Here is an 11,315-nt window from a genome sequence, read left to right as displayed (position 1 = left end):
TCGGTATGTGTAAAGGAAAGGGTGACTGCACCAACCTCTAGGGGCGCGGGGAACTGCGCGAGAACGACGCACGGTCCGCACGTGTCCACTCACCGGAGGACCCCCATGCACCTGTCCCGACGGACCCTTCTCGCATCGGCGACGACGACAGCCCTCCCGGCTGCACCACGGCACCGCGAGCATCTCCACACCGGCTTCGAAAGACTCGCGGCCGACGACTACTCACTCCTCTCCGGCCAGAAAGCAGGCGTCGTCACCAACCCCACCGGCATCACCAGAGAAGCCGAGCACATCGTCGACGTCATGCACCGCGACCCCCGCGTCCGGCTGACGGCAGTCTTCGGCCCCGAACACGGCTTCCGCGGCACCGCACAGGCCGGCGGCTCCGAGGGCCGCTACGACGACCCCGCCACCGGTCTGCCGGTGTACGACACGTACCTCAAAAGCGGCCGGCCGCTCGCCGACGTCTTCACCGCCTCCGGCGTCGACACGGTCGTCTTCGACATCCAGGACGTCGGCGCCCGCTTCTACACCTACATCTGGACCCTCTACGACTGCATGGAAGCGGCCCGGCTCGCCGGCAAACGCTTCGTCGTCCTGGACCGCCCCAACCCGGTGACCGGCCGGGAGGCCCGGGGCCCGGTGCTGCACAAGGAGTTCGCCACCTTCGTCGGCCGGCAGCCGATCGCGCAGGCCCACGGGATGACCGTCGCGGAGCTGGCCCGCCTGTTCAACGGGGAGTTCCTGACCACGCCGGTCGCCCTGGAGACCGTACGCATGACGGGCTGGCGACGCGCCGGGTTCTACGACGCCTCCGGCCTGCCCTGGGTGCCGCCGAGCCCGAACATGCCCACCCCGGACACCGCGCTGGTGTACTCCGGCACCTGCATGTTTGAGGGCACCAACCTCTCCGAGGGGCGCGGTACGACCCGGCCCTTCGAACTGCTCGGCGCCGAGGGCGTCGACGGACGCTGGGCCGCCGCCGCGAACGAACTCGGGCTGCCGGGCGTGCGGTTCCGGGAGGCGTACTTCACGCCCACGTTCTCCAAGTTCCAGGGCAAGACCGTCGGCGGGGTGCAGCTCCACGTGACCGACCGGGCCGCCTACGACCCCGTACGCACCGGGATCGCGCTGCTGGTGACCGCCCGGAAGGTGTGGAGCGGCTTCGCCTGGCGTTCGGACAACTGGATCGACAAGCTCACCGGTTCCGCCCGGGTGCGCACGATGATCGACGCGGGCGCCGGTACGGACGAGGTGACGGGCGCCTGGCAGGAGGAGCTGGCCGCGTTCCGGCGGGTTCGAAAGGAATATCTCCTCTACAAGTGAGCCGCGCCGTATGGCCAACCCCGCGTCCCCGCAGGACGATACGCGCGAAGCGCACCGTTTCGCACCGTGTCTCGGGGGCCGAGGGAGCCTGGTATGGCGGATGCTGGGATGAGCGTGACTCCCTACTGGGAGCTGACCTTCGACGCGGACGGGGACGCGGACGGCCCCGAACGCGACCGGCTGGCGGAGCAGGTCACGGAGCACGGCCTCCGTGACCTGATCGTCTTCTCGCACGGCTGGAACAACGACCGCTCGGGCGCGACCGCCCTGTACCGCCGCTTCTTCGCTCCGATTCCGAAGCTGGCCCCGAAGGCGCGGCTCGGGTACGTCGGCGTGATCTGGCCGTCGATGCGGTTCAGCGACGAGCCGATCCCGGACTTCCCGAAGTCCGTGGCGGCCGTGGAGGCGGAGGCGGCGCCGCGCCCGGCGCTGGACAAGGACTCCCGGCGCGCTCTGCTGGAGGCCTTTCCGGGCCGGGCGCCGGTGCTGGACCAGCTGGCCCGCATGCTGGACGAACGGCCGGACGGCGCGCGGGGACTGACCGAGTTCGGGCGGCTGGTGCGGCTGCTGCTCGACACGGACGGTGACCCGGGGGTGGCCGACACGGACGAGCAGGGCGAACCGGCCGTGTTCGGCGAGGATCCGGTGACCGCGTGCGAGCAGTTCGCCGCGGCCCTGGCTGCGCTCGGCCCGGAGGGCGGCGGGCCCGGGTTCAGCCTGCCGAATCCGTGGGACGGCGCGAAGGAGCTGCTGCGGCAGGCGACGTACTACCGGATGAAACGGCGGGCCGGGACGGTCGGCGAGCGGGGACTCGGGCCGGTTCTCGGGCAGGTGGCAGGAGCGGCGCCGGGGGTGCGGGTGCATCTGGTCGGGCACAGCTTCGGCGGCCGGCTGGTGGCGTTCGCGCTGCGCGGGCTGCCCGCGGGCGTGGACACGGTGAAGTCGGTGACCCTGCTCCAAGGGGCCTTCTCGCACTACGCGTTCGCGGACCGGCTGCCGCACGCCCCGGACCGGTCCGGGGCGCTCAAGGGCCGGCAACGGCGCGTCGACGGCCCGCTGGTGTGCTGCTACTCGCACTTCGACGCGGCCCTCGGCACGTTCTACCCGCTGGCGTCCCGGCTCGCCGGGGACGACCGGGCGTGCGCGGGCAGCGAGATCGCGGCCGTGCTCGGGCCGCGCTGGGGGGCCATGGGGCACGACGGGGTGCAGGCCGTCCCGGACACCGCCCGGCTGGACCTGACGGCGGCCCTCGGCGGCCCGCTGCCCAGGTCCGGCTGCGTGAACGTGGACGCGGCGGCCGTGGTCCGGCGCGGCGGCGCGCCGACCGGGGCACACAGCGACATCGTGCACCCCGAACTGGCGCGGTTGGTACTGGCGGCGGGCGGCATCGTCTGACGTGCGGCCAACGGGTGTGGGCCTACGGGTGTGGACCTACGGGTGTGGACCCACGGGTGCGGACCCACAGACGTTTGCCCCCCAGCGTTGGCCAACGGGCGTTGGCACACCATCGTGCCGACGCCCGTTCGTCCACCGCGTGTCTCACCTGTGTGACGTGTACTCCACGACCTGCTGGAACGTCGGTCGGTTCTGCCAGCTGATCTTGCCGTGCTTGATGCCGCCCAGGGTGCGCTGGACGATCGAATCGGCGCACCACTGGTCGCCCGCCGAGCACTGGTCGTCGCCCGGGTAGACCTGGGAGGCGGTCAGGCCGGCCGCCTGCTTCAGGGTGCTGAGCAGGAGGTCCCGGCAGGCGGAGAGGCTGCCGTCGCCGCAGTACTTCCGGGCGAGCGGCCCCTGCACCGACTCCCCGAGCACCGACCGGATGTCCTTGTCGACATAGCTCCACCAGCCGTACTGGAACGAACTGCCGGCGTGCGAGCCGGTCGGGCCGTGACCGGCGGACGGTGCCTCGTCGACCGGCAGGCTGTTCGTGATCGCGGTGTACAGGCCGTCGCCGAGCCCCGGCTGGAACTCCGCCTTGACCAGCAGCGGCCACCAGGCGTCCAGGATGCGGATCGCGTCGGCGTCGGCGTAGGTCTTCGAACCGGCCGACGTCTCGGTGCGCCTGGCGCCGGCGGTCACCCAGGCCTGCAGCTTGCTCACCGCTGCGGCGGCCGTGGAGTCGGTCACCGGCGAGGAGTTGACCACCCTGAGCAGCTTGGGCAGCACGTCCTCGGCGCGCAGATCGGCGAGGCCCGCGTCCGCCATGGCCTGCACCAGCTTGGCACGGGTCACCCCGCCGGCCGCCACCAGCTTCTTCACCCGGTCCTCCAGCAGGTTCCCGCGGTGCACCGAGCCGTCGCCCCAGGGCGCGGTCGTGTAGTCCTTGGCCTGCTTGTTGTTCCAGGAGACGTAGTAGTCCTGGTCGACGGAGTTGGGGTGCGCGGAGGCCGGGGTGTAGTCGGCGGTGTTGGTGGCCGGGTCCCAGTTGCGCCACTCGTACGCCGGCCGCGCCCACACCGGGAACTCGGTGTCGACCCCGCTCGCCCGCACCGGGTTGTCACCGCTGTTGTAGTAGGCGGTGTGCTGGGAGTCGGCGTAGAACCAGTTGAAGGTGTAGTTGATGTGCTGGGCCGCGCTCTGGAAGTCCTTCGGCCCCTTGACGTAGTCGGGGTCGTTCAGCATCTGGAAGCCGATGATCGAGTCGGCCTCGTGCAGGTAGGAGGAGCGCAGGGTGGTGTAGGCGACCTTCTTGCCGCCGACGGTCGCCCGGTACTCCACCGGTCCGTACGTCGTGCGCCACGCGCGCAGGGTGTACGACCCGGCGGGTGTGCCGTCGGCCGTGGTCGGCTTCCAGGCGTTCTTCTGCTCGACCTTCTCCATGGCCGTGCAGGTGCCGTGGTACAGGTAGTGGTAGTCGTCCTGGCACAGCTCGACCGCGTAGGTGTCGATGATGTCCTGGCCGGAAGTGGTGGCGCTCCAGGAGTAGTCCTGGCCGCGGCCGAGTTCGACGTACATGCTCAGGCCCGCGAAGGAGGCGCCGCGGGCGCTGATGCCGGGGCCCTGGATCTCCTGGAGCATCAGCAGTTGCGGGGCGAAGTAGCCGGTCTGCGGTCCGAAGACGGCGATCGGGTGGCCGCTCGCGGTGTACTTGCCGCTCACCACGAGGGCGTTGGACATCCCGCGCCGCGCGGAGCCGAGGGCGGTCTTCGCGGCGGTGGCGGCGGTGCTCTTCGCGGCCGCGGTGCCGGCGCTGCCCGTACGGTCGTGGACGAGCGGTTCCTGGGTCACCGAGCCGGCGTCGGGCAGTGCCTCGCCCTGGGCGTCGGCGGGCTTGGCGCCGTAGGGGAAGCTCTCGCCGTTGTGGACGGTGAGGACGGCCTCGGGGTCGTTGCGTTCACGGAAGGACTCCCAGACCTTGGTGCCCTCCTCGACCCCGTACTCGGACTGGGCGGCGAGCAGGGAGAGGGCGTTGTCGACCTCGCCGCCTCCGCCGGAGCCGAACAGCGAGCCGATCACGGAGGCGAGCGCCACGAGGTCGGTGACCTTGAAGTGTTCTATGGTGCCGGCGTTGGTGATCGAGTCCTTGTGGCCGGTCAGGACGTACTCGCCGGGGAAGTAGCGGCCGCTGTCGGAGGCGTCGATGTAGGAGTTGATTCCGTCGAGGTAGGCCTTGACGTCGGCGAGGGCCTGCTGGCCGCGGGCGCCGTTCCTGGCCACCGCGTTGTCGATCTGCGCCTGGAGGTCGGCCTCGGTGTAGGGCGCGCTGCGGTAGAACTGCTGCTCCAGGCCCTGGTTGGCGGGGGCGCCGCCGGCGAAGGAGGTCAGCTGGCCGCGGCCCACGTGCCGGAAGACGTCCATGAGCCACAGCCGGTCCTCGGCCGCCGCGAATCCGGCGCCGAACTCGGTGCCGTACCGGGTGGTGCCTGTGATGTGCGGCACACCGGTCCTCTTGTCGCGGACGATCGTCACGTCGCCGCGGCCGGCCGGCTTCTCGGTGGAGGCGACCTGGTCGGCGGGGACGCCGAACGAGGAGTCGTTGAAGAACGTGTTGAGCGTGGCGTCGGTCAGGCCCTTGTAGCCGCCGGCCAGGTTGGCGTAGGGGCCGAGCTGGTCCTCGGCGTGCGCGGGCTGGGTGCCGAAGGCCTGGTTCAGCAGGATCTGGGCGAGGGTCGCGTTGCCGTTCTCACCGGGCGGGAGGATGTCGGAACACCGGCCGCCGCAGTAGTCGTTGGCGGGCGCGGCGTCGGCCGCCGCCACCGCGGTCCGGGTGAGCGGGGAGAGAAGACCGGCGATGAGGACGCATACCGACGCGGTCTTCAGGAACCCGGGGAGTCGGCGGGACGTTCTCAGTCCGTCAAGGGTGATAGGTGGGGTTCGCCGTGGCATGGCAGCTCCTAGCGACAGGGGTGACCGGAGGTTACCGCCGGTATCCCGCCGTTTAAAGATGAACATGCGTCACGTTCTGGATTCCGCAAGGGAGATCCGGAGAAGAGATGGAGCCGAATCGCCTGTCGATACGTCTATTCGGCGACGTCCGTGCGACGACGCCGAAGTGACCGAGGTACAGGTGCAGGTGTGACGGAGGTGCAGGGCGATGGCCGGTTTCCGGAGTCTGGCAAGACAGGTACGCGATCCGGGCTGTGATCTGGCACTACGGCGGTACTCGCTGCGCAAGTGCCTGGAGAAGTTCGCCCCTTACGGGCATCGGGCGACCTGGGACCATCTGTGCTCACGGGCGGGTTTCGGTCCCGAGGACCGCTCCCCCGATCCGGCGCGGCTCGTGGCCGCACTGGAGGAGCTGGAGGAGGCCCGTGACGTCTGGCTCGCCTACGAGACCGACTTCACCGAGCGACGCAGGAAGGAGAAGCACGACGGGCTGCGCCGGCCGGGCAGTGTGGACGACTGGCACCGGCTGACCTGGGGCGGGTTCGGGGTCGCCTGGTGCGACGACCCGCGGGTGCATCCCGAGGAGCCGCTGGCGGAGGTGCTGCGCCGGCTGATCGCGGCGCTGGAGCAGGAGCCGGGCTCGTCGTGCCCGGTCTGCGGCGGGGAACGGCTGGTCTGGAAGTACGGCCTGGACCACGAGCCGTCGTCCGGCCCGGTCTGCACGGACTGCGGGATCCTGGTGCCGCGACCCGTCCTGAGCGCGCGGGCCCTCGAGTACGCCAGGCGGGGACGCCTGCTCATGTCGGCCTGAGCGGTGGGCCGGTACCGGTAGCCGGTGCCGGGGGGGTGCGCAGGGGATGCCGCACCCCTTTCGCGAGGACCGAATGCCGTTGCCGGTGGTGACTGGCATCCTCGGGTCATGGTGCAGGTGTGTCTCAACGGGCGTCGCTCGGCCGCCGACGGCGCGGGCGTCCCGATGTCCCCGGAGGATCTGGCACGTTCGGCCGCCGAAGCGGTGGCGGCCGGGGCCACCTCGGTGCATGTCCACCCGAAGACGCCGTGCGGGCAGGACAGTCTCTCCCCGCGCGTCCTCGGTCCGGCGCTGGAGGCGATACGGGCGCGGGTGCGGGTGCCGGTCGGGGTGACCACCGGCGCCTGGGCCGAGCCCGAACCGGCGGCCCGGCTGGACCGGGTGCGCACCTGGTCGGTGCTGCCCGACTTCGCCTCGGTCAACTGGCATGAGCCGGGCGCCGAGGAGGTCGCCGCGGAGCTGCTCGGCAGGGGCGTGGACGTGGAGGCGGGCATCTGGTCCGGCACCGAGGGCGTGGGGCGCTTCGCGGCCTCGCCGCTCGGGCCGAGGGTGCTGCGGGTGCTGGCCGAGGTGACCGACCCGGATCCGGCGACCGCCGAGGCGTCGGCGCGGGCGCTGCTCGCGGAGCTGGGCACGGCGCACGGCCGGCCGGTGCTGCTACACGGCGAGGAGGGCGGCACCTGGCCGGTCGTCCGGCTGGCGGCCCGCCTGGGCCTCACCACGCGGATCGGCCTGGAGGACACGCTGCTCCTCCCGGACGGCCGACGGGCCCTGTCCAACGCCCAGTTGGTGACGGAGGCACTTCGGCAGTGAGCCGCCTGCCGTGGCCGGCCGGGGGTGGGGCCGCGCACCGGCGCTGCACGACTGCCCGCAGCTGGGCGAGCGGACGGGCGGAACGCGTCGCCCCCGTGGCCACATTCAGCGGCCTTCGGCGAAGAGCCTGGAGCCCGTCAAGCGTTCGCCGAAGACGTCGTCCGGGTTGGACAGGACGCACGTCTCCAGGGAGAGGCACCCGCAGCCGATGCAGTCGGTGAGGTGGTCGCGCAGACGGTTCAGCTGGCGGATCCGCTCCTCCAGTTCCGAGCGCCACCGCTCCGACAACCGCGCCCAGTCCTCCCTGGTCGGCGTGCGTTCCTCGGGCAGTTCGGACAGGGCGTCCCGGATCGTGGCGAGCGGGATGCCGACCCGCTGGGCCGCGCGGACGAAGGCGACCCGGCGCAGGGTGTCGCGGCTGTACCGGCGCTGGTTGCCGGGGGTGCGCCGGCTGGAGATCAGGCCTTTGGACTCGTAGAAGTGCAGGGCGGACACCGCGGCTCCGCTGCGTGCGGACAACTGGCCGACGGTCAGCTCGTGGATCTTCTCGGGAATCTGGGGCACCCCTCAGAGACTACAGAGACGGCTCGCCGCACCCGGGCCCGCCGTCCGTTGACATCGGCCCCCGACCCGACCATGCTAAGCAGTCGCTTAGAGATGCGAGCGAGAGGGCCGGGAACATGGCAGAACCAAGGATCTTCACCTCCCCCGACGAGCTGCGGGCAGCCGTGGGCGAGCAGCTGGGCCACACCGACTGGCTGGAGATCGACCAGAAGCGGATCGACCTGTTCGCCGAGGCGACCGGGGACCACCAGTGGATCCACGTGGACCCGGAGAAGGCCGCCGCGGGACCGTTCAAGACCACCATCGCCCACGGTTACCTCACCCTGTCGCTGCTCCCGCTCTTCGGGCCGCAGCTCATCCAGGTCGAGGGCGTGAGGATGGGCGTGAACTACGGGACGAACAAGGTCCGCTTCCCCTCGCCCGTCCCCGTCGGGTCCCGGGTGCGCGCCACCGCGAAGATCACCGGCGTCGAGGACGTCACCGGTGGTGTGCAGGTGACGGTCGCCTTCACCGTGGAGCGCGAGGGCGGCGACAAGCCGGTGTGCGTGGCGGAGTCGGTGGCCCGGTACTACCTGTAGGCCTACCCGGCCCCGACCATGCGCAGCACGAGGTCGGCGTAGAGCGCGCCGACCTCCTCGGGGGTGCGCGGGCCGTTCACGTTGAACCAGCGGGCCACGTCGATGCACAGCGACAGCACGGCGAGCGTGGTCCCCTGGACGTCGAGCACGTCGAACTCCCCCGAGGCCACGCCGTCCTCGATGATCCCGCGCACCTCGGCGTCCACCTGCTGGCGCAGCGCGACGATCTCGGCGCGGGCCTCGGGACCGAGGGCGTCGAGCTCGTACTGCACGACCCGCGCCGTGGTGCGCCGTCCGGCGTGCCAGCGGACGAAGGAGCTGACGGCGTCGGCGAGCCGCTCCTTGGCGCTGCCCTCGCGGCGGGCCGCCGTGCGCAGGATCTCCAGGGCCTTGTCGTGGCCGATCCGGCTGATCCGGTGGAGCAGCTCTTCCTTGGTCTTGTAGTGGATGTAGAGCGCGGCCGGGCTCATGCCGGCGCGGCCCGCGATATCGCGGGTCGTCGTCGCGTGGTAGCCACGCTCGGCGAAGGCCTCCACCGCGGCGACGAGCAACCGCCGGGCCGCGTCAGGGGTGACCTCTTCCCACGGCTCCACTTCGCCGCCGGTCGTCTCCTCCGCCGTACTCATCGCTCGCTCGCCCCTCTCGTGACAGGAGCACCACCATACCGCCGACGGTGAGCGAGCGCTTAGCGTAGCCGCTCAGAGCTTCTCGAAGGGGTCGTGGTCGGCGAGCAGCTTCTCCAGGCGGGCCTGGTCGACGCGGCTGACGAGCTGCCCGGCCTCCTGCCGGTCCCGGATGACCTTGGCGAGAGTGAAGGCCGAGGTGACGAGGTAGAGGACGGCGATCGCCAGGAAGCCACGGACCCAGGCGTTGGCGTCGAGCCGGAAGATGCCGATGGCGGTGGCCGCCATGGCGACCGCGAAGGAGGCGACGGCCTGGCCGTAGAACGCGGCCGTGCTCTGCTGTTTGACCGGTGTGTCACTCATGGCCCCAGCATCGGCGGACGCGGCCCGTGCCCCATCCGCCGGGATACTCAAAGACGTACTCGGAACGTACTCAGAAGGCGGAAACCCCGGTCAGGGAACGCCCGATGAGCAGCTTCTGGATCTGACTGGTGCCCTCGTAGAGGGTCATCACGCGAGCGTCGCGCAGGAGCTTGCCGGCGGGGTACTCGTCGATGTAGCCGTAGCCGCCGAAGACCTGGAGGGCGTTGTTGGCGGCGCGGACGGCGGCCTCGGAGGCGAACAGCTTGGCCTTGGAGGACTCGACGGCGAACGGCTCGCCGCGGTCGATCAGGTCGGCGACCCGCCAGGTCAGCAGCCGGGCCGCGTCCACGTCGACGGCGATGTCGCTGATCAGCTCCTGCACCAGCTGGTGCCGGGCGATGGGCCCCCCGAACTGCTCCCGCTCACCGGCGTAGCGGACGGCCGCGTCCAGCGCGGCCTGGGCTATCCCGACACAGCCGGCGGCCACCGACATCCGGCCCTTGGCCAGCGCGGACATGGCGACGGAGAAGCCCTTGCCCTCCTCGCCGAGCATCGCCGCGGCGGGCACGCGCACGTCCTCCAGGACGAGTTCGGCGGTGGCCTGGCCGCGCAGGCCGAGCTTGCCGTGGAGGGTGCGGCGGGTCAGGCCGGGGGTGTCGGCGGGGATCAGGAAGGCGGACACGCCCTTGTGGCCGGGGGCGTCGGTGGAGCGGGCGAAGAGCAGGACGACGTCGGCCCAGGTGCCGTTGGTGATGAACATCTTGGTGCCGTTCAGCACGTAGTCGTCGCCGTCGCGCACCGCCCGGGTGGTGAGGCTGCCCGCGTCGGAGCCGGTGCCGGGCTCGGTGAGGCCGAAGCAGCCGACGTACTCGCCCGCGGTGAGCCCCGGCAGCCAGCGCCGCTTCTGCTCCTCGCTCCCCCAGGCGGCGATCGTCTTGGCGACGAGCCCGAGGGAGACGGAGACGATCCCGCGGACCGAGGAGTCGCCGCGGCCCAGTTCCTCGGTGACCAGGCAGTAGGAGAGGTGGTCGCCGCCGGAGCCGCCGTACTCCTCGTCGACGGTCAGACCGAGGAAGCCGACCTCGCCGAGCTTCTTCACGATGCCCCGGTCGACCTCCTCGGCGCGGTCCCAGGCGACGGCGTGCGGGGCGATCTCGCGCTCCACGAAATCCCGGGCGAGCTGCCGTACGGCCGCCTGCTCCTCGCTGAGCCCCAGGTTCACCACGAGATCACCCCACACCCTTGAAAGCCGTACATTTAAATTAGCACTGCTAGTTTCCAGTCGCAGCCCTACTATGTGCGCCATGGCCCGACCGCGCAAGCCCCTCCTCAGCCCCGACCGGATCGTCGAGACGGCCCGGGACCTCGTGGACCGGGAGGGCCTGGCGGCGGTCTCCACCCGCCGGCTCGCCGCGGAGCTGGGGGTGAGCGGGCCCTCGCTCTACAACCACTTCCGCACCAAGGACGAGATCCTGGAGGCGGTCGCGGACTCGGTGAGCGCGCTGGTCGACCTGTCGATGTTCGAGGACGGCCGGGACTGGCGGACCGCGCTGCACGACTGGGCCGTCTCCTACCGGGCCGCCCTGCGCGACCACCCGAACATCGTCCCGGTCCTCGCCCGCGGCCCCGGCCGCCGGCCCGCCGCGCTGCGGCTGGCCGACGCGGTCTACGGCGCGATGGTCGACGCGGGCTGGCCGCCGGCGCAGGCCACCTCCATCGGCGCGCTGATGCGGTACTTCATCATGGGCTCGGCGCTCGGCTCGTTCGCCGGCGGCTTCGTGGACGACGCGAGCGCGTACGACCCCGCCGACTACCCCCACCTCGGGCAGGCCCATCTGCTCGCCGAACAGCAGGAGAAGATCGACGAACGGGCCTTCGAGACGGGGCTGAGCGCACTGCTGGACGGGC

Annotated in this window: 11 protein-coding genes; 6 read left to right on the top strand and 5 right to left on the bottom strand. The window is 71.3% G+C overall.

What is annotated here, in order from left to right; all coding sequences use genetic code 11:
- Positions 1 to 105 precede the first annotated feature (105 nt).
- Together ACIP4Y_RS24420 and ACIP4Y_RS24415 are read left to right on the top strand one after the other, a co-directional pair.
- The gene (locus ACIP4Y_RS24420; RefSeq protein ID WP_401397135.1) at positions 106 to 1,326 is read left to right on the top strand and encodes an exo-beta-N-acetylmuramidase NamZ domain-containing protein; all 1,221 of its coding nucleotides are present in this window, start codon (positions 106 to 108) and stop codon (positions 1,324 to 1,326) included.
- A 93-nt stretch (positions 1,327 to 1,419) separates the two neighbouring features.
- Positions 1,420 to 2,721 carry a serine-threonine protein kinase gene (locus ACIP4Y_RS24415; protein ID WP_401397132.1) on the top strand — a complete coding sequence of 434 codons (1,302 nt, stop codon included), beginning with the start codon at positions 1,420 to 1,422 and terminating at the stop codon, positions 2,719 to 2,721.
- A 144-nt stretch (positions 2,722 to 2,865) separates the two neighbouring features.
- Here ACIP4Y_RS24415 and ACIP4Y_RS24410 read toward each other — a convergent pair whose 3' ends face one another.
- Positions 2,866 to 5,655 carry a penicillin acylase family protein gene (locus ACIP4Y_RS24410; RefSeq protein WP_401397129.1) on the bottom strand — a complete coding sequence of 930 codons (2,790 nt, stop codon included), beginning with the start codon at positions 5,653 to 5,655 and terminating at the stop codon, positions 2,866 to 2,868.
- Positions 5,656 to 5,863: 208 nt separating this feature from the next.
- On the opposite strand from ACIP4Y_RS24410, the gene ACIP4Y_RS24405 reads away from it, so the two are divergent.
- Positions 5,864 to 6,466, top strand: a complete 603-nt coding sequence (locus tag ACIP4Y_RS24405; protein WP_401397126.1) for a hypothetical protein — start codon at positions 5,864 to 5,866, stop codon at positions 6,464 to 6,466.
- A gap of 108 nt (positions 6,467 to 6,574) precedes the next feature.
- Positions 6,575 to 7,279 carry a 3-keto-5-aminohexanoate cleavage protein gene (locus tag ACIP4Y_RS24400; RefSeq protein ID WP_401397123.1) on the top strand — a complete coding sequence of 235 codons (705 nt, stop codon included), beginning with the start codon at positions 6,575 to 6,577 and terminating at the stop codon, positions 7,277 to 7,279.
- Positions 7,280 to 7,384: 105 nt separating this feature from the next.
- On the opposite strand, the gene soxR is transcribed toward ACIP4Y_RS24400, so the two are convergent.
- Positions 7,385 to 7,843 (bottom strand): redox-sensitive transcriptional activator SoxR, encoded by a 459-nt coding sequence (gene soxR, locus ACIP4Y_RS24395; protein WP_358644193.1) that lies wholly within the window; start codon positions 7,841 to 7,843, stop codon positions 7,385 to 7,387.
- A 116-nt stretch (positions 7,844 to 7,959) separates the two neighbouring features.
- On the opposite strand from soxR, the gene ACIP4Y_RS24390 reads away from it, so the two are divergent.
- On the top strand, positions 7,960 to 8,421 hold the full coding sequence (locus ACIP4Y_RS24390) for a MaoC family dehydratase (RefSeq protein WP_358644195.1): 462 nt from the start codon (positions 7,960 to 7,962) through the stop codon (positions 8,419 to 8,421).
- 2 nt (positions 8,422 to 8,423) lie between these two features.
- Here the strand turns inward: ACIP4Y_RS24390 and ACIP4Y_RS24385 are convergent, their stop codons facing one another.
- The 3 genes from ACIP4Y_RS24385 to ACIP4Y_RS24375 form a co-directional block, all read right to left on the bottom strand.
- Positions 8,424 to 9,047, bottom strand: a complete 624-nt coding sequence (locus tag ACIP4Y_RS24385; protein ID WP_358644197.1) for a TetR/AcrR family transcriptional regulator — start codon at positions 9,045 to 9,047, stop codon at positions 8,424 to 8,426.
- A 72-nt stretch (positions 9,048 to 9,119) separates the two neighbouring features.
- Positions 9,120 to 9,407: a YiaA/YiaB family inner membrane protein gene (locus tag ACIP4Y_RS24380; RefSeq protein ID WP_358644198.1), complete on the bottom strand. Its 288-nt coding sequence runs from the start codon at positions 9,405 to 9,407 to the stop codon at positions 9,120 to 9,122.
- Between the two features lie 70 nt (positions 9,408 to 9,477).
- On the bottom strand, positions 9,478 to 10,629 hold the full coding sequence (locus ACIP4Y_RS24375; protein ID WP_401397870.1) for an acyl-CoA dehydrogenase family protein: 1,152 nt from the start codon (positions 10,627 to 10,629) through the stop codon (positions 9,478 to 9,480).
- 82 nt (positions 10,630 to 10,711) lie between these two features.
- On the opposite strand from ACIP4Y_RS24375, the gene ACIP4Y_RS24370 reads away from it, so the two are divergent.
- Positions 10,712 to 11,315: TetR/AcrR family transcriptional regulator (locus ACIP4Y_RS24370; RefSeq protein WP_401397118.1), on the top strand; the 604-nt coding region annotated here is incomplete at its 3' end.

The sequence above is a fragment of the Streptomyces sp. NPDC088810 genome, from assembly GCF_044750305.1.
Classification (GTDB): domain Bacteria; phylum Actinomycetota; class Actinomycetes; order Streptomycetales; family Streptomycetaceae; genus Streptomyces.
This window is presented reverse-complemented; position numbering and strand designations above follow the sequence as displayed.

Coding starts and splice junctions, on each gene's coding strand:
- ACIP4Y_RS24420 (WP_401397135.1), top strand. CDS start 106: ATGCACCTGTCCCGACGGACCCTTCTCGCATCGGCGACGACGACAGCC.
- ACIP4Y_RS24415 (WP_401397132.1), top strand. CDS start 1,420: ATGGCGGATGCTGGGATGAGCGTGACTCCCTACTGGGAGCTGACCTTC.
- ACIP4Y_RS24410 (WP_401397129.1), bottom strand. CDS start 5,655: ATGCCACGGCGAACCCCACCTATCACCCTTGACGGACTGAGAACGTCC.
- ACIP4Y_RS24405 (WP_401397126.1), top strand. CDS start 5,864: ATGGCCGGTTTCCGGAGTCTGGCAAGACAGGTACGCGATCCGGGCTGT.
- ACIP4Y_RS24400 (WP_401397123.1), top strand. CDS start 6,575: ATGGTGCAGGTGTGTCTCAACGGGCGTCGCTCGGCCGCCGACGGCGCG.
- ACIP4Y_RS24390 (WP_358644195.1), top strand. CDS start 7,960: ATGGCAGAACCAAGGATCTTCACCTCCCCCGACGAGCTGCGGGCAGCC.
- ACIP4Y_RS24385 (WP_358644197.1), bottom strand. CDS start 9,047: ATGAGTACGGCGGAGGAGACGACCGGCGGCGAAGTGGAGCCGTGGGAA.
- ACIP4Y_RS24380 (WP_358644198.1), bottom strand. CDS start 9,407: ATGAGTGACACACCGGTCAAACAGCAGAGCACGGCCGCGTTCTACGGC.